Source organism: Peptoniphilus sp. SGI.035, assembly GCF_050315115.1.
In the GTDB taxonomy this organism is placed as follows: Bacteria; Bacillota; Clostridia; order Tissierellales; family Peptoniphilaceae; genus Peptoniphilus_A.
In genome coordinates, this window is the sequence record NZ_JBNPOJ010000016.1 from 23,712 (window position 1) to 41,363 (window position 17,652).

The window sequence follows — 17,652 nt, forward strand, 5'->3', positions numbered from 1 at the left end:
TTTGAATTTAAGGCAGGTCTATCTATAAAGTAGTGAATGGATAGACCTATCTTATTATTACGAAGATTTATTAAGGAGGGGATTTGATGGATCTAATAAAACAATATGTAAAAAAGAGAAAAGGCTCATATTTTATGTCAATCTTACTGGCAATAATTGGAGTAGTGGCTGGGCTTTTTTCTTATATATACATGGCAAAAATTATTGTAAATTTGATTAATGGCATAAAGGATATAAGCTTATACACTCCACTTTGCATAAGTATTTTAATAACGTTTGTTATTAAAGAAGTGGCAGCAGGAATATCAACAAGTATTTCTCATACGGCAACCTTTAATTCATTAGGAGAAATTAGAAATGATATTTCCAAAAAATTATTTAAGATGCCATTGGGAGATGTGTTATCAAGATCATCTGGAGAATTAAAAAATATTATAGTTGAGCAAGTTGATTCTATGGAAACATCACTTGCCCACCTTGTGCCAGAATTTACGGCAAACTTAGTAGGACCTGTTCTATTGTTTATTTATATGTTTACCTTAGATTGGCGATTGACTTTGCTATCACTAATTCCATTTGTAGTAGGAATGGCTACAATGATGTCTGTTATGAATGCTCATTATAAGGAAATGTTTGGGAAGTCAGTTGCCATTGGTCAACATATGAATAATTCCATTGTTGAGTATATAAATGGGATAGAAGTAATAAAGACATTTAATCAAAGCGAATCATCTTATAAAAAATATGCTGATGCAGTTTATGACAATGCAAGCTTTTATTATAACTGGATGGGTGAATCTATGAATAGGGTTGCCATAGGTAGATTACTTTCTCCTGTGGGAATTATTACAATCATACCCTTTGGGATTTTATTTTATATAAATGGAAGTATTGATTTAGGAAATTTAATTACCTTAATCGTCTTATCCTTTGCTACGGTTTCTAGCATTTTAAAAATCATGAACTATATGGATGATATGTCAAGAATATCAACTATAACTTCTGAAATAGGAAAAATTTTAGATTCAAGAGAGTTAGAAAATATTGACAAGGGAGAAAAAATAGAATCCTATAATATAGAACTTCAAGACGTAGACTTTTCTTACGATGGAGAAAAGAAAGTCATTGATAATCTTTCTATGGAAATAAAAGAATCTTCTGTTTCAGCCCTCGTTGGACCTTCTGGGTCAGGTAAGTCCACAATAGCAAAACTTATTGCTGGTTTTTGGAATGTAGATAGAGGTTCTATTAAAATCGGTGGAGTAGAAACAAAGGATTTGTCTCTCGAAAACTTGTCTTCATTAATTTCTTTCGTATCCCAAGATAATTTTCTTTTTGATATGACTATAAAGGAAAATATTAGGCTTGGAAATAAAGAAGCTACCGATGAAGATATCATAGAGGTATGTAAAAAATCTGCCTGCCATGATTTTATTATGAATCTATCTAATGGTTATGATACAAGAGTTGGTGAAGGTGGAGGTCATCTATCTGGAGGAGAAAGACAAAGAATATCTATTGCTCGTGCCATGCTAAAGAATGCACCAATCGTAATTTTAGATGAAGCAACTTCTTATATAGATCCTGAAAATGAAGCTCTCATACAAAACGCCTTGGCAAATCTAGTTAAGGGTAAAACTTTAATCATAATCGCTCATAGGTTAAAGACAATTGTTGATGCAGATAGGATATTTGTTATTAAAGATGGCAAATTAAATTCTTATGGTACTCATGAAGAACTATTAAAGTCATCAGAACTTTATAAGGAAATGTATGCTGCAAATTTAAGGGGTGAAGAAAATGCTTAATGTGTTTAAAAAGATATGGAATTTTTCAAAAGAAGAACAGGTAAATATTAAGAAATCTATTCTCGCTGGATTTTTGCACGCAGTATTTAATGCTCTTGAGTTTGGTGCAATTTACTATATGTTAGTAAATATTTTCTCTAAAACTTTAGACTATAAAGCTATCTTTGTTTGTCTTGGAATATTAGTTATATCCCTTGTTGGAAAGATAATGACACAAAAATCATCACAAATGGCACAAACACACGCTGGATATTTTATGGCAGCTCACAAGAGAATAGAAATAGGAGAAAAAATTAAAAGAGTTCCTATGGGTTTCTTTTCAAGCTTTTCATTAGGAAGATTAACTACTATTGCTACATCTTCACTTTCCCAAGCAGAAATGTGGGTGCCTATGCTTTTGGTTCTTGTACTTGGTGGAGTTTTAAATACTTTAGTCTTTGTCCTTGGAACTTTAATATTTAATGTAAAGGTAGGGCTTGTTGCAGTGGTGGGTGTAATAGTATTCTTTATAGTAACATCAATGATGGAGAAAAAATCATCAGCTAATGCAAATAAAATGACAGAAACACAAACAAGACTTACAAAAGAAGTATTAGCAACTTTACAAGGAATGCAGGTTATAAAATCCTATAATCTTGGTGGAGAAAATAACAGAGCCTTAAGAAAGTCTATAAAAGATACATCAAGAATACTCTTAGACCTGGAGAAATCTGTAGCACCATACACAGTTATCCAAAGAATTGTAATGGGAATAACAACAGTAGCTATGGTCTATGTATCATTAAAATTAAATTTATCTGGTGAACTTCCACTTGCTGAAACAATTCTTATGATTATGGCATCCTTTATTATCTTTGAAGGCTTAATCGGGGCAGGATCAAACATGGCAATCCTAAGAGCTTGCGAAAATGCTATAGATTCTGTAGGTTTTATCGACTCTATGCCTGATATGAGAGAAGGAAGTCTTACAGATCCTATAAAAAATCATGATATAGTCTTTAAAAATGTCAGCTTCTCTTATGATGACAGACCCATTTTAAAAAACGTTTCAGCAGAGATAAATGAAAATACCATGACTGCTATTGTAGGACCATCTGGATCTGGCAAGACTACATTTTGTAATTTAATTGCTAGATTTTGGGATGTAAACTCTGGCGAGATTTTAATCGGTGGCGAAAATATAAAAAATTATAAAATAGAAAATCTAATGAAGTCTATTTCCATGGTATTTCAAGATGTCTATCTATTTGAAGATACCATAGAAAATAATATAAAATTTGGCAAACAAAGTGCAAGTCATGAGGAAGTTGTAGAAGCTGCGAAAAAGGCAAGATGTCATGAGTTTATAGTTGGTCTTCAAGAGGGATATAACACTATCATTGGAGAAGGAGGAGCAAGCCTTTCAGGAGGAGAAAAACAAAGGATATCCATAGCAAGAGCAATGCTAAAAGATGCACCTATAATAATTTTTGATGAAGCCACTGCAAATATCGACCCGGAAAATGAAGACAAATTAAAAGAAGCCATAGAGTCCTTGACAAAAGATAAGACAGTGATAATGATTGCCCATATACTAAAGACAATTAGAAATGCAGACCAGATTTTAGTTTTACAAGATGGAGAAATAGTAGAGCGTGGAAATCACGATGAACTTATTAAAAATAATGGACTTTATTCAGATTTAATTAATGCAAAGAGCAAGGCTGAATCATGGAAATTAAATAATTAATATAATATAAATTGAATTTGAATATAGATTATTATGGGGCTATTGCAAAAACACCAAAAAAAGGCGAGGATAATAAAAAACTCGTCTTTTTTGATACAATGTATAGATGAAAATTAAAAACATACATTGACATTAACTAATTTTATACTAGTTAATGACACAATTCAATTAAAGATAATTTTTAATATAAAAATCCCTCTAACGTAAAAAAGATTACAGGATTTGGATATGATATAAATTTAGATAATTTCATAAAATAATAAAATAGATTTAAAAATAAAACAATAATGCTGAAGCTGCAAGAAGGTATGGGACAACAAGTCAATATGTTAGTTATTGGTGAAATAGATATGATGGCATTAAGAATCTATTAGAAAAAAATCTATTAGATCATATTCACATTCCAATCAGCATACCAAAGATGAGCTAGCAGAGCATAGTGGCTTAGCCCATATTTGTTGTAGGTGCTTAGATGAAGGTTACATTAGAAGTTATGACTCCATGTGCAGGTAAATAAGAAAAATGAAGTTAAACAAAAAAGAAAAAAGATATATAAGAGAAATAAAAAGAAGAAAATAAGGCTCTGTAGTTATCCAGGGGATATGGTTCATATAGATGTTAAGTATACACTTAACAATTGTATAGTTTTTCAAGTAACTGCCATAGATACTATCAAACCACAGCTATAGATATCTATTCAAGGAAACGAGTTATCGTTTTAGTAAATGAAAATAGCATCTATATCACCTTGTTTTTTGAATATTAAGTTTAACTTTTATTTTTATCTAAAAAAATCTAATTCTACTTGGTTTGATAAATCTCTTCCTTTTTCAGTGAGATAGATTTTATTTTCACTAAAGTTTATTAGTCCAAGAGTAATGTTTTTTTCTATTTCACTTTCATAAACTTTAAGGAAATCCTTTTGAAATTTTTCATTGAACTCATCTATATTTATTCCTGAATTAAGCCTAAGTCCCAACATTATATATTCATTAATTCTATCATTTTTAGATAATTTTTCAGAAAATTCTATGGGCAAATTATTTTTATCAATTGAATTATAATAATTTTTAAAGTCAGAAAAGTTTCTGTATCTCAAACTTTTTATATTTGATGAAGCATTTAGCCCAAAGGAAATATAATCCTTTAGTTTCCAATAAATTAAATTGTGTTTGCATTCAAAACCCCTTTTTGCAAAATTTGAAATTTCATATTGGTGTAGACCAATTTTTTCAAGCTCTGTTACTACATAGTGATACATTTTTCTATCCTCAAGCTCATTAGGAAAGGCGAGAGGAGTTTTTTTGTGCACTTTATAAAGAATTGTACCCTCTTCTAAAATCAATGAGTAATAAGAAATATGAGGAAGATTTAATTTTTTTACTTCATCAATTGATTTTAATATATCAGAAAATTTTTGTGTTGGAAGTGCAAGCATTAGATCTAAATTTATATTTGTAAATCCTGCAGCTCTTGCATTTTCAACAGCTTTATAAATATCATCGGATTTATGAATCCTTCCAATCTTTTTTAATATTTCGTCGTTAAAGGATTGAGCTCCAATAGAAATTCTATTAATTCCAGAACTAAAAAAGATTTCTGCTTTTCTTCTTGTGAGAGAATTGGGATTGGACTCTATTGTAATTTCTGCATTTTCACTAATATCATAATTTTTTAAAATGTTTAAAATTTTTGCGATAAATTTCTCGTTCACAGAAGAGGGAGTACCGCCGCCAATAAAAATGGTGTCAATAGTTCTTTCTTTTAAAATATTTTCTCGTAATTTTATTTCTCTTTCCAAATAATGAAAATATTTTTCTTCATTTTCTCTATTTAAAAGAGAAGAGCAGAAGTCACAATAGTAACATCTACTCTCGCAAAAAGGTATATGAATGTAAATTGAAATTTTATTTTTCTTCATCGTACTTTAATACAGACAAGAAAGCATCTTGTGGAATGTCAACATTACCTACGGTACGCATTCTCTTCTTTCCTTCCTTTTGTTTTTCAAGAAGTTTTCTCTTTCTAGTAATATCGCCACCGTAACATTTAGCGAGGACGTCTTTTCTAAGTGCACGAATAGTTTCTCTGGCGATAATTTTATTTCCAATTGCAGCTTGAATAGGCACCGCAAATTGATGTCTCGGTATTACATCCTTTAATTTTTCACAAATTTTTCTCGCACGAAGGTAAGAATTGGATTCGTGGACAATTAGTGAGAAAGCATCTACAAGTTCTTCATTAATTAAAATATCAAGTTTAACGAGATTAGATTTTTCATAGCCAATTAATTCGTAATCATAGGAAGCATAGCCACGAGTCTTTGATTTAAGTGCGTCAAAGAAATCATAAATTACCTCATTTAGAGGCATATGATAAGTTATAAGTGCTCTAGTTTCCTCTAAGTATTGCATATCTTTAAAGACGCCACGTCTATTTTGGCATAGTTCCATAACTTGACCAACATAATCTGTTGGAGTCATAATTTCCGCCTTTACAATTGGTTCTTCCATATAATCAATTTCTGTTGGATCAGGCAAGTTTGATGGATTTTGAATAGAAATCATCTCGCCATTTTTTTTCATTACATTGTAAATAACAGATGGAGCAGTAGTAACAATATTTAAATTAAATTCTCTTTCTAGTCTTTCTTGGATAATTTCCATGTGAAGAAGTCCCAAAAAACCACATCTAAATCCGAAGCCAAGGGCAACAGAAGTTTCTGCTTCAAAATCTAGGGCAGCATCATTTACTTGTAGTTTTTCCAAGGCATCGCGAACATTGTTGTATTCTTCGCCTTCTCCAGGATATACACCACAGAATACCATTGGCACAACTTTTTTATAGCCAGGCATTGGCTCACTTGTTCTATTATTTTTTAATGTTATAGTGTCTCCAACTCTTGCGTCTTTAACATTTTTAATTGAAGCAGTTATAAAACCAACTTCGCCTGCGTTTAAGGAGTCAAGAGGGATATGACCATTGGAAGTTACACCAACTTCAACTACTTCAAAAGTTTTGCCCGTAGCCATCATAAGTATTTCATCACCTGGTTTTACTGAACCATCGACAACTCTAACGTGGCAAATAACTCCTCTATAAGAGTCATAAATTGAGTCAAAAATAAGTGCTTTAAGTGGTGCATTGTAATCGCCACTTGGTGCAGGAATTTTATCTACGATTGCGTGAAGTACGTCGTCAATTCCAATACCTTCCTTTGCAGAAATAAGGGGAATACCCTCAGTATCAATGCCAATAATGTCTTCTATTTCTTCCTTTATTTCATCAGGCCTTGCACTTGGCAAATCAATTTTATTTATTACTGGCACAAGTTCAAGGTCTTGATCAATGGCAAGATATACATTTGCAAGAGTCTGTGCTTCAACGCCTTGTGAAGCATCTACAACTACAATGGCACCTTCACAGGCTGCAAGGGAACGAGAAACTTCGTAGTTGAAGTCAACATGACCTGGAGTGTCGATTAAGTTTAAAATGTACTCCTTGCCATCTCTATCATCTTTATATATAAGCCTAATAGCCTTTAATTTAATTGTAATTCCTCTCTCACGTTCAAGATCCATGGAGTCGAGGACTTGTTCGTCCATTTCTCTTTTTGTGAGCATACCAGTTGACTCAATAAGTCTATCGGCAAGAGTAGACTTGCCGTGGTCAATATGTGCTATTATTGAAAAATTTCTAATATTATTTTGATTTCTCAAATTTTTACCTCCATACTTTAGGGGATATTTTTTATTTTATCAAAGTTTCAATTTTCCCTCTACTTTTAAGAGGTAAAATTCTGTAAACTGCAGCTGATTTTATTCTTTTCTTTTCGATTGGTCCGAAGTATCTTGAGTCAATGCTCATGCCCGGCAGTCTATTGTCTCCCATAACAAAATATTCATCGTCTTTTAGTGTAAAACTTTTTTGGTCAGATTCTGTGACATCAGTTGAAGTGTAGTTTTCTTTTAATAGATTTCCATTCAAATAAACTTTTCCTTCCTTAAACTCAATTGTATCACCAGGCTTTCCAATAAGTCTTTTAATGTAATTTCTACTGTCATTTGGTGCGTCTATTACAACAATTTCGCCTCGAGGTATGTCAGTGAATCTTTTGTAAGAAAGACAAATTAACTTATCTTTTTCATTTAATGTCGGGTTCATGGACTCTCCATTAACAACAGCTATATTAAAAATAAAATTCCTAACAAATAGTGCAATTAAAACTGCAGCAACAATTGTAAGAATAAAAGACAAAGTTTCATTTTTTTTCAATTAAATCATCTCCAATAACTAATTTTAACATAAATATATAGAAGATTGGAAAATTTTTGATTTATTACAATTAACAACTCTTTACTTTTGTGAAAAAAATAATAAAAAAATTTTGAAAAATCCTTGACAAAGAGGAAAGAAGAGGGTACTATATAAATAGATTAGCACTCGACATTGATGAGTGCTAACAAAGGAGGAAATTATGGATGCTAGAAAAATAAATATTTTAAATGCCATAATTGAAGCATACATCGATATGCCAACTCCCGTCGGGTCACGAACTTTATCTAAAGAATATAATCTTGGAGTTAGTTCTGCGACTATAAGAAATGAAATGGCGGATCTTGAAGATCTTGGTTTTTTAAATAAGCCGCATCAGTCAGCGGGACGAATTCCTTCTGACAAGGCTTATAGATTTTATGTTGATGAAATTTTTAATAATTTTAGTGAATTTCATGATATAGATGCTTCACAAAAAATCAAAGATAGACTTTTATATACTTCTAGAAATTTAGAAGATTTTTATAAAAATTCTGTTAATTTGCTCGCCAATATCAGCAATTGCACAGCATACTTAATTACACCACAAAAGGCTGATACAAAAATAAAAAGACTTACTCTTGTAAAAATTGATGAAAATACAGTGCTATTAGTTTTAATAGGGGACAAGGGAGTAATAGAAAGATATTTTTTAGAAATAGAAAATATCCCAGATGAAGATTTTTATTATATTGAGAAAGTTTTAAATGAAAAAATGTCGGGAATTGATTTTGACAAAATTGAATCACTTAAAATTTCTCTTTCTGATAATATGATTAGATATGGGAATTTTATTTCCAATGTTATAAAAATTGCAAGCAAATTTAATAAAAAGGTCTCATCCATTGAAATTTATTATGATGGTCTCACTAATATTTTGAATTTTGACGAATATAGGGATCTTGACAAGGCTAAAAATTTTATGAGTTTAGTTGAGGATAGAGACAGTTTATTTCAAATCTTAAAAGATGATAACTTTACAGGAGATGTGGAGGTAATAATTGGTTCAGAAAACAGTGCAAGTCTAATGAAAGAAAATACTATTATTAGAGCACCCTTTGCCAAGGATTATGGCATCTATGGAAGCTTTGGAATTATTGGACCAGTTAGGATTGACTATATGAGATTAGTAAAGCTCGTTAAAATTTTTAGCGATGCACTTACTAAAGGATTAAAAGAAATGTGAGGGAGTACATGACAAATGATGATATAAAAAAAGAAGATATTCAAGAAGAAATTATTGATGAAAATAAAAATATAGATAATGAAAATAAAGATAATGTAAATAAAGACAGTGAGAAAATTAACAATGATGTAAATACAGAAGAAAATTCAGAAGAAGTTACAGATGAGGTAAGCGATGATGAAAAGTATCAAGCACTAACTGATAAGTTTATGAGACTTCAAGCTGATTTTGCAAATTATAAGAGAAGAACTGAGGATCAAAAGACTGAATATATTGAGCTAGGAGTTAAAAAGGTCGTAAACGACTTACTTCCTGTCATTGACAATTTTGAAAGAGCATTGGATTCTATTGGTGAAAGGGATTCAACTTATGACGGGATTATGATGATAAAGGATCAACTTACTGAGGTACTTAAAAAAGAAGGTATAGTTGAAATGAAAGCTCTGGGCGAAGAATTCGACCCATTGTATCACCACGCAGTGCTCACTGAAGATTCTGATAAATACGACAGTGGCTACGTAATTGAAGTTTTACAAAAAGGTTATTTAATTAATGACAAAACGCTAAGACCTGCAATGGTCAAAGTTTCACAATAAGTGATTTATTTAGGAGGAAATATATTATGGGAAAAATAATTGGTATTGATTTAGGAACAACTAACTCTGCAGTAGCAGTAATGGAAGGAGGAGACGCTGTAATAATTCCAAACATCGAAGGTAATAGAACTACACCTTCTGTTGTAGCTTTTACTAAAGATGGAGAAAGATTAGTAGGAGAAACTGCTAAAAGACAAGCTATTACAAACCCTGACAGAACTATATCTTCTATCAAAAGACACATGGGTTCTGACTTTAACGTAAAAATAGATTCAAAAACTTATACACCACAAGATATCTCAGCTATGATTTTACAAAAATTAAAATCTGATGCAGAATCTTATCTTGGAGAAAAAATTACTGAAGCAGTTATCACTGTTCCAGCTTACTTCACAGATGCTCAAAGACAAGCAACTAAGGATGCAGGTAAAATCGCAGGTCTTGATGTTAAAAGAATTGTAAATGAACCAACTGCAGCTGCTCTTGCTTATGGAGAAGATAAGGACACTGAAGCACAAACTGTAATGGTTTATGACCTTGGCGGTGGTACTTTCGACGTTTCAATCCTTGAACTTTCTGATGGAGTATTTGAAGTACACGCAACTCGTGGTAATAACAAATTAGGTGGAGATGACTTTGACAACAGAGTTATCGATTATATTGCTGAAGAATTTAAAAAAGAAAATGGTATTGACTTAAAGGCTGACAAGATGAGTCTTCAAAGACTTAAAGAAGCTGCTGAAAAAGCTAAGAAGGAGCTTTCTTCTACATTGTCAACTAATATCAATCTTCCATTTATTACAGCATCACAAGCTGGTCCACTTCACTTAAATATGGACTTAACTCGTGCTAAATTTGATGAACTTACAGCTGATCTTGTAAAAATGACTGAAGGACCTGTTAAGGATGCATTATCAGATGCAGGACTTACTGCAAATGATATAGATAAAGTTCTTTTAGTTGGAGGTTCAACAAGAATACCTGCAGTACAAGAATGCATTAAAAAATTAACTGGAAAACAACCACAAAAGGATATCAACCCAGATGAATGTGTTGCTCTTGGTGCAGCAATTCAAGGTGGAGTTCTATCAGGTGATGTAAAAGATTTATTATTGCTTGACGTAACACCACTATCTCTTGGAATTGAAACTATGGGTAATATTACTACAAGACTTATTGAAAGAAATACAACTATTCCAACTAAGAAGTCACAAGTATTTACAACTGCAGCAGATAATCAAACTTCTGTAGAAATTCACGTACTTCAAGGTGAAAGACAAATGGCTAAGGACAATGTAACTCTTGGTAGATTTACACTTGATGGTATTGCACCAGCAAGAAGGGGAGTGCCACAAATCGAAGTTACATTTGACATCGACGCAAATGGAATTGTAAATGTAAGCGCTAAAGACCTTGGTACAGGTAAGGAACAACACATCACAATTACATCTTCTACTAACCTAAATGAAGAAGAAATCGAAAAGAAGGTTAAGGAAGCTGAAATGTATGCGCAAGAAGATGCTAAGAAGAAGGAATTAATTGAAGCAAAGAATAATGCTGACTCAATGATCTATCAATCTGAAAACACATTAAAAGATGTTGAAGGAAAAATTTCAGATGCTGATAAGACTAAGATTGAAGATGCAATTAAGAACCTTAAAGACGTAAAAGATGGCGAGGATCTTGAAGCAATTAAGTCTAAGACTGAAGAGTTAACTCAAGCTTTCTATGCAATCTCTGAAGAAATTTATAAACAACAAGGTGCACAAGGACAAGCTGGCTCAGGATCATCTGAAGCAAAAAATGATGATGATGTAGTTGATGCAGACTATGAAGTTGTAGATGATGACGAAGAATAATAATTAAATAGAATTGTTGCAGTTTAGGCTGCAACTTTTTTTATGTTTAAAAATTAATTTATTTTATTTTTGATAATTAATTTATAGATTTTTAGCAAATTTTAAAATAAACTTTATTTTTTCAAGACTTTATATTAGAATGGAAAACTAATGAGGTGGAAGATGAGAAATTTTTATGAAATTCTTGAAGTTAAAAAAAATGCAACCAAAGAGGAATTAAAGAAATCTTATAAAAAACTCGCAAAAAAATATCATCCAGATCTAAATCCAGGAGACGAAATTGCAGAGGCAAAGTTCAAAGAAATTTCTTATGCCTATGAGGTTCTTTCTGATGACGAAAAAAGGCAGATTTACGATGTCTATGGAGAAGAGGGTTTAAAGGGCAATGTTGGAAGCTCTGGAACTAGTGGTTTTGGAGGATTTTCTGATATTTTTGACGATATTTTTGATATTTTTGGAGGTTCAAGATCCAATAGATATGAATATACAAATAGAAGGGACATACCAAAGAAGGGACCAGACACTAGAGTGGATGTAACTTTGGATTTTTTTGAAGCAATTTTTGGCGTTGAAAAAGAAATTACTGTAAAGGTAAAAGAAAAGTGTGAACATTGTAATGGAACTAAAATGGAACCGGGAACAGAAAAGCACAAGTGCGACAAGTGCAATGGAACTGGTCAAGTAACTTCAGAACAAAACACACCCTTTGGTAGATTTGTTAGGACTTCATCATGTGACAAGTGTAATGGAACTGGCGAAGTTATAGAGAAGCCATGTAAAAAATGTGGAGGCAAAGGTACAGTCTTAAAGAGCAAAAAATTAAAAGTAAATATTCCTAAGGGTGTAGACACTGGCAATATTATTTCGCTAAGAGGTCAGGGTTCTGTTGGTGAAAATGGGGGAGAAAATGGAGATGTCTTTGTCTACATTAGAGTAAGATCTGATGCAGTTTTCAAAAGAGAAGGCAATGACATTTATCTTGACATTCCAATTTCCTATCCAGATGCTGTCCTTGGAGCAAAGATAAAAGTTCCAACACTTAAAAAAATAGTAGATTATGATATACCTAAGGGCACAACTGGTGGAACTGTTTTTAGACTAAAGGGCGAAGGTGTTCCCTATGTAAATAGGGAAAATCAAAGAGGAGATTTATTCTTCAAAGTTAATATTATTATTCCAAAGAAAGTATCTGATGAGCAGAGAAAACTTTTGGAAGAATTAAGAGAAACTGAGCCAGAAGTTGAAGAAAATAAAAAATCATTTTTAGACAAGTTAAAGGATTTATTTGACTAATGCGGATCACTGATTCGCATTTTTTAAATTGTATAAAAATTTAAGGTAATATATAATGAATTCAGGTGATTAGATTGAAATACATTGAAATGACAATAGATACTTCAAAGGATAAAAAAGATTTAATAGAAGGCATTCTTTTTGACTATGGAATTTATAACTGTGAAGAAGTTTCCAGTGATTTATTTGAGGAGCTTGACCAAGATGATAAAGATTGGGATTTTATAGATTATCCTCTTTTTAATTCAGATAAAAAAATTTTTGAAATAAAAGTTTATCCAGAAAATTTAGAAGATGCTAAAAAAATAAAAACAGAAATTGAAGATAAAAATTTAGGAAGCTTGACAATAGAAGAAAAAGACGACGAGGATTGGGCTAATAATTGGAAAAAATATTACAAACCTCTTGAAATCGGAGAAAGCTTAGCAGTAGTCCCTGAATGGGAAGAGTATGAAAGTGAAAGAAAAATTATAAAAATAAATCCAGGAATGGCATTTGGCACTGGAACTCACGAGTCCACTTATATGTGTCTTGAACTTTTGGAAAAATATGTGCGTGAAGATGACGAAATTTTTGACATTGGATGTGGTTCTGGCATACTTGCAATTGCAGCACTTAAACTTGGAGCAAAAAAAGCCCTCGCCATAGACATTGACGAGAAGTGCATTCAAGCATCTTATGAAAATGCAAAATTAAATAATGTAGAAGATAAAATGGAAATCAAAAAGGGAAATCTTCTCGACATTGTAAAGGGAAGAGCAGATTTAATTGTTTCAAATATAATTGCAGAAATAATTGTAGATGAAATTAAAAATTTGAAAAACCACATGGATAATGGCGGAATTTTTATAACTTCAGGAATTATTAAAGAAAGAAGACAAATGGTAATTGATGCTCTAAAGGACAATGGATTTGAAATAGTAGATGAAATTGAAAAAAATGACTGGGTTGCCATTGTGGGAAAATTAAATGTATAGATTTTTTGAGGATAGAAAATTTGAAGGAAATACAAATTTAAAGGAGGAAACTCTGCATCATCTAAAAAATGTAATTAGAATTAATGACGGTGAAGAGTTTCAAGTTGTATTTGAAGATGGAATTTTTTCCTTTGCATATTTTGATGAAAAAATAAAAAAAATTGGCAGGGTAGAAGATTCAAATGAATCAAAAGTAAGACTTTCTTTATTTTTTGGTGTTTTAAAAAATAATAAATCAGAAGATGTCTTGCGTCACGCAACAGAAATAGGGGTTTGCGATTTTTATCCAGTTTTAATGGATAGGACAATTTCTGACCTTTCAAAAAAAGTAGACAAGAAAAAAGAAAGATTTCAAAAAATTGTGGAGTCTGCGGCAAAACAATCTAAGAGAGATATTATCCCAATAGTCCACGATATAATAAAGACTGATGATATTTTAAATTTTAAGGGCGATATAGTCCTTTGCTATGAAGATGAAAATAAAAATCAGCTTAGAGAAATTATATCAAATTTAGGCGACAATATAGGACTTGTAATTGGACCTGAAGGCGGAATATCGGATAGAGAACTTAAAGTTTTAAAGGAAGCAAAAAAAGTTGGTCTTGGAAAGAGAATTTTGAGAGCAGAGACAGCTGCAATCACTGCATCTTTTTATATAATACACGCGAAGGAGTGTGAGTAATGGAAAAAACTTTTTCAATTTTAACTCTTGGCTGTAAAGTAAATCAATATGAATCAGAAGCTATGAGCGAAATTTTTGAAAAGAGAGGCTATAAACAAGTTGATAATGATGAATTTAGCGATGTGTACATTGTAAATACTTGCACAGTTACAAATTTATCAGATAGAAAATCAAGACAATTTATTAGAAAATCAAAAAAGAAAAATCCAGACTCTGTAATTGCAGTTGTGGGCTGTTATTCACAAGTAAGCCCAGAAGAAGTTAAAAATATTGATGGTGTAGATGTAGTAATTGGAACTACTGAAAGAGATAAAATTGTTGATTTAATAGAAGAGTCTAGGGAATCTCATAAAAAAATAAATATTGTAAAGGATTTAAAAAATATTCGTGAATTTGCAAATACTACAAACTTTGACAGCAACAACAGAACTCGTGCCTACATGAAGGTACAAGATGGATGCAATAGATTTTGCACTTATTGTATAATTCCCTTTGCGAGAGGCCCAATTAGGTCTAGAACAATTGAAGATTCAGTGAGAGAAGCAAAGACACTTGCTAATCGTGGCTTTAAAGAAATTGTCTTGACGGGAATTCATATTGGATCCTTTGGCATGGATATTGGCGATATTAGGTTAATAGATTTAATAGAAAGTATTGCAGAAGTTGATGGATTTGAGAGGATAAGACTTTCATCTGTTGAGCCAATAATTATTTCACACGATTTTATGAAAAGGGCAGTAAAGACTGGAAAGCTTTGTGATCACTTTCACTTGTCCTTGCAAAGTGGATCAAATAATATCCTAAGTGCAATGAACAGAAGATATACTAGAGAAGATTATATTGAGAAAGCAAATATTATTAGAGAATATATGCCAAATGCAGGTCTTACTACTGACATAATTGTGGGATTTCCTGGTGAGAGCGAAAAAGACTTTGAGGATTCTATGAATATAGTAAGGGAAGTCGGGTTTTCAAGAATTCACGTTTTCAAATATTCTAAGAGAAAGAATACAAAGGCAGCTGTAATGCCAAACCAAATTGATGGCAATGTAAAAAAAGAAAGGTCAGAAAAATTAATTGCTCTTGGAGAAAAGTATCAAGAAATTTTTGAAAGGGAAAATATGAAAAATTATCAGTCAGTTTTATTTGAAGAAGAACACGATGGAGAGTATTATGGTTACACAACAAATTACATTAGAGTTAAGACAAAAAGTAATGTGAATTTAAAAAATAAAATAAAAAATGTAAAAATTTTAGACACTGGTGAAATTGCAAATTGTGAAATTATTGGTGATTAAATGTTAAAAATAAGGGCGCATCATTTACTTTGCACAGAAAACTTTGTGAACAAAGGTTATAGCGAAGACTTTTCAAAAAACATGAGTGAAGTTATAAAAAAATTAAGGGAAAATTCAGAGGTAAAATTAATAAAAGACTTAGATGATATTTGTAAACACTGCCTTGAAAATCTTGGAGATTACTGTAAAAGCAATGAAAAAGTAAAGAACTATGATGAGAAAGTTTTAAAAATTTTAAATTTAAGCTCAGATGAAAAATATTTTTGGAATGACATTAGAACTTTAACCTGTGATATAATATTTAGTAAAGATAGACGAGAGGAAATTTGCAAAGATTGTCAGTGGAATGAACTTTGCAAAGAAGTTGAAGCTATAAGGAGGTAGTAATGGACTGTTTATTTTGTAAAATAATAAATGGAGAGATTCCTTCAGACAAAATTTATGAAGATGATCTTGTGTATGCTTTTAGAGACATAGACCCGCAAGCTCCAACGCATTTTTTAATTGTGCCAAAGGAACATATTGCATCAGCAGATGAACTTGAGGAAAGACACAAGGAATTAATAGGCCATGTATTTTTAGTTGCAAAAAAAATTTGTGCTGAAGAAGGACTTACTAAGGGCTACAGAATTGTAAATAATTGCAAAGAAGATGGAGGTCAAAGTGTAGATCATCTTCATTTTCACGTACTAGGTGGACGAAGTTTACAGTGGCCACCGGGCTAATAATTAAATATAAGAGAGATTATGCTATGAGTTTTACTTGTAGCATTTTTTCAAAGACTTAATTAGTTTTAAAGTATATAAACATCCTTATGTCTTTGACAATACCAAATATAATAAATATATTATATACTATATATAAAAATAATAAAATTTTTAATACATAAAGAAAGAAGATGAATTATGAAGTTAGGATTTGTAGATGTAGGCGGTGGAACTCGAGGAATTTATGGTGCAGGAGTTTTTGATTATTTGATGGAAGAAAACATTGGCGGAGATTATTTTATTGGAGTGTCAGCAGGTGCTGCTAATGGTGCTTCCTTTATTGCAAAGCAACCTAGGAGAAATTTTGTATTTTACAATAATTATGCCTTTCGAAAAGAATACATGAGTTTTAAAAATTATCTAAGGACTGGATCATACATCGATTTAGATTATATCTATTCAGAATTAAGCAGTTCTAATGGGGAATATCCACTAGATTACAAAACACTAAAGGAAAATCCAATGGACTTCGAGATAGTTGCAACAGATGCTAGTACTGGAAAAGCAAAATATTTTAGCAAAAGCGATCTTACAATAGATAATTATGATCCAATAAAGGCGTCTTGTTGTGTGCCAGTTCTTTGTGAACCCTATGAAATAAAGGGAATTCCATATTTTGATGGAGGATTAAGCGATCCCATTCCCTTTAAAAGAGCCTTTGATGCAGGATGTGACAAAGTAATCATAGTTCTAACAAGACCAAGAGATTATTTTAGAAAAGCAAGAAAGGATAAAAAACTTGTCAGAATTTTGAAAAAAAATTATCCAGTAGCTGCAAAAGTTTTAGCAAAAAGGGCTTATGTCTATAACGAAAGTTTGAAAGAGGCAATTGAACTGAAGAATGAGAATAAAGTTATAATTGTCGCTCCAGAATATATTGGAAATTTAAAAACTTTGACACAGGATCACGCACAGCTAGAAAATTTATATGAAATGGGTAGAAGAGATGCAAAAAATATTCTTACTTTAGAAAATATTAATAGAAATTGAGTTGATAATTATTATGGGGAAATTCAAGTCAAAAATATATTCTATTAGAGACAATAATATAAAAAACAATAAAAATTTTAACGAAAAAGATGAAAATGTTAAAAGAAGATTTAGAAAAATTCAAATAGTTGCATTAATTTCTTTTGTTTCCAT

15 protein-coding genes are annotated in these 17,652 nt (G+C 31.5%); 12 read left to right on the forward strand and 3 right to left on the reverse strand.

Features of this window, described 5'->3' with window-relative positions; translation table 11 throughout:
- Positions 1 to 86 precede the first annotated feature (86 nt).
- Both ACQRC6_RS07590 and ACQRC6_RS07595 read left to right on the forward strand, forming a co-directional pair.
- Positions 87 to 1,808 carry an ABC transporter ATP-binding protein gene (locus ACQRC6_RS07590; RefSeq protein ID WP_427848421.1) on the forward strand — a complete coding sequence of 574 codons (1,722 nt, stop codon included), beginning with the start codon at positions 87 to 89 and terminating at the stop codon, positions 1,806 to 1,808.
- Positions 1,801 to 3,537: an ABC transporter ATP-binding protein gene (locus ACQRC6_RS07595; RefSeq protein WP_427848422.1), complete on the forward strand. Its 1,737-nt coding sequence runs from the start codon at positions 1,801 to 1,803 to the stop codon at positions 3,535 to 3,537. Before ACQRC6_RS07590 ends, ACQRC6_RS07595 begins: the two co-directional genes overlap by 8 nt.
- A 781-nt stretch (positions 3,538 to 4,318) precedes the next feature.
- On the opposite strand, the gene hemW is transcribed toward ACQRC6_RS07595, so the two are convergent.
- Genes hemW through lepB form a run of 3 tightly spaced genes read right to left on the reverse strand, consistent with a single transcriptional unit; the run spans position 4,319 to position 7,812 of the window.
- Positions 4,319 to 5,458, reverse strand: a complete 1,140-nt coding sequence (gene hemW / locus ACQRC6_RS07600) for a radical SAM family heme chaperone HemW (RefSeq protein ID WP_427848423.1) — start codon at positions 5,456 to 5,458, stop codon at positions 4,319 to 4,321.
- Positions 5,445 to 7,256 (reverse strand): translation elongation factor 4, encoded by a 1,812-nt coding sequence (gene lepA, locus ACQRC6_RS07605; RefSeq protein ID WP_293559657.1) that lies wholly within the window; start codon positions 7,254 to 7,256, stop codon positions 5,445 to 5,447. Before lepA ends, hemW begins: the two co-directional genes overlap by 14 nt.
- Before the next feature lie 31 nt (positions 7,257 to 7,287).
- On the reverse strand, positions 7,288 to 7,812 hold the full coding sequence (gene lepB, locus ACQRC6_RS07610; RefSeq protein WP_427848424.1) for a signal peptidase I: 525 nt from the start codon (positions 7,810 to 7,812) through the stop codon (positions 7,288 to 7,290).
- A 202-nt stretch (positions 7,813 to 8,014) separates the two neighbouring features.
- On the opposite strand from lepB, the gene hrcA reads away from it, so the two are divergent.
- The 10 genes from hrcA to ACQRC6_RS07660 all read left to right on the forward strand — a co-directional run bounded on the left by hrcA (position 8,015) and on the right by ACQRC6_RS07660 (position 17,499).
- Positions 8,015 to 9,037 carry a heat-inducible transcriptional repressor HrcA gene (gene hrcA / locus ACQRC6_RS07615; protein ID WP_427848425.1) on the forward strand — a complete coding sequence of 341 codons (1,023 nt, stop codon included), beginning with the start codon at positions 8,015 to 8,017 and terminating at the stop codon, positions 9,035 to 9,037.
- A gap of 8 nt (positions 9,038 to 9,045) precedes the next feature.
- Positions 9,046 to 9,633, forward strand: a complete 588-nt coding sequence (gene grpE / locus ACQRC6_RS07620; RefSeq protein WP_427848426.1) for a nucleotide exchange factor GrpE — start codon at positions 9,046 to 9,048, stop codon at positions 9,631 to 9,633.
- 26 nt (positions 9,634 to 9,659) lie between these two features.
- The gene (gene dnaK / locus ACQRC6_RS07625) at positions 9,660 to 11,492 is read left to right on the forward strand and encodes a molecular chaperone DnaK (RefSeq protein ID WP_427848427.1); all 1,833 of its coding nucleotides are present in this window, start codon (positions 9,660 to 9,662) and stop codon (positions 11,490 to 11,492) included.
- Between the two features lie 162 nt (positions 11,493 to 11,654).
- On the forward strand, positions 11,655 to 12,785 hold the full coding sequence (gene dnaJ, locus ACQRC6_RS07630; RefSeq protein ID WP_427848428.1) for a molecular chaperone DnaJ: 1,131 nt from the start codon (positions 11,655 to 11,657) through the stop codon (positions 12,783 to 12,785).
- Between the two features lie 74 nt (positions 12,786 to 12,859).
- On the forward strand, positions 12,860 to 13,762 hold the full coding sequence (gene prmA, locus ACQRC6_RS07635; protein WP_427848429.1) for a 50S ribosomal protein L11 methyltransferase: 903 nt from the start codon (positions 12,860 to 12,862) through the stop codon (positions 13,760 to 13,762).
- Positions 13,755 to 14,444: an RsmE family RNA methyltransferase gene (locus tag ACQRC6_RS07640; protein ID WP_427848430.1), complete on the forward strand. Its 690-nt coding sequence runs from the start codon at positions 13,755 to 13,757 to the stop codon at positions 14,442 to 14,444. The genes prmA and ACQRC6_RS07640 overlap by 8 nt, the downstream gene beginning before the upstream one ends.
- Positions 14,444 to 15,742, forward strand: coding sequence for a tRNA (N(6)-L-threonylcarbamoyladenosine(37)-C(2))-methylthiotransferase MtaB (gene mtaB, locus ACQRC6_RS07645; RefSeq protein ID WP_427848431.1), 1,299 nt, complete (start codon positions 14,444 to 14,446; stop codon positions 15,740 to 15,742). Before ACQRC6_RS07640 ends, mtaB begins: the two co-directional genes overlap by 1 nt.
- Positions 15,743 to 16,126, forward strand: coding sequence for a DUF1284 domain-containing protein (locus tag ACQRC6_RS07650; protein ID WP_427848432.1), 384 nt, complete (start codon positions 15,743 to 15,745; stop codon positions 16,124 to 16,126).
- Positions 16,127 to 16,128: 2 nt separating this feature from the next.
- Positions 16,129 to 16,467 (forward strand): histidine triad nucleotide-binding protein, encoded by a 339-nt coding sequence (locus tag ACQRC6_RS07655; RefSeq protein WP_320850059.1) that lies wholly within the window; start codon positions 16,129 to 16,131, stop codon positions 16,465 to 16,467.
- A 180-nt stretch (positions 16,468 to 16,647) separates the two neighbouring features.
- Positions 16,648 to 17,499, forward strand: a complete 852-nt coding sequence (locus ACQRC6_RS07660) for a patatin-like phospholipase family protein (RefSeq protein ID WP_427848433.1) — start codon at positions 16,648 to 16,650, stop codon at positions 17,497 to 17,499.
- Positions 17,500 to 17,652: the final 153 nt, after the last annotated feature.

Coding starts and splice junctions, on each gene's coding strand:
- ACQRC6_RS07590 (WP_427848421.1), top strand. CDS start 87: ATGGATCTAATAAAACAATATGTAAAAAAGAGAAAAGGCTCATATTTT.
- ACQRC6_RS07595 (WP_427848422.1), top strand. CDS start 1,801: ATGCTTAATGTGTTTAAAAAGATATGGAATTTTTCAAAAGAAGAACAG.
- hemW (WP_427848423.1), bottom strand. CDS start 5,458: ATGAAGAAAAATAAAATTTCAATTTACATTCATATACCTTTTTGCGAG.
- hrcA (WP_427848425.1), top strand. CDS start 8,015: ATGGATGCTAGAAAAATAAATATTTTAAATGCCATAATTGAAGCATAC.
- grpE (WP_427848426.1), top strand. CDS start 9,046: ATGACAAATGATGATATAAAAAAAGAAGATATTCAAGAAGAAATTATT.
- dnaK (WP_427848427.1), top strand. CDS start 9,660: ATGGGAAAAATAATTGGTATTGATTTAGGAACAACTAACTCTGCAGTA.
- dnaJ (WP_427848428.1), top strand. CDS start 11,655: ATGAGAAATTTTTATGAAATTCTTGAAGTTAAAAAAAATGCAACCAAA.
- ACQRC6_RS07640 (WP_427848430.1), top strand. CDS start 13,755: ATGTATAGATTTTTTGAGGATAGAAAATTTGAAGGAAATACAAATTTA.
- mtaB (WP_427848431.1), top strand. CDS start 14,444: ATGGAAAAAACTTTTTCAATTTTAACTCTTGGCTGTAAAGTAAATCAA.
- ACQRC6_RS07650 (WP_427848432.1), top strand. CDS start 15,743: ATGTTAAAAATAAGGGCGCATCATTTACTTTGCACAGAAAACTTTGTG.
- ACQRC6_RS07655 (WP_320850059.1), top strand. CDS start 16,129: ATGGACTGTTTATTTTGTAAAATAATAAATGGAGAGATTCCTTCAGAC.
- ACQRC6_RS07660 (WP_427848433.1), top strand. CDS start 16,648: ATGAAGTTAGGATTTGTAGATGTAGGCGGTGGAACTCGAGGAATTTAT.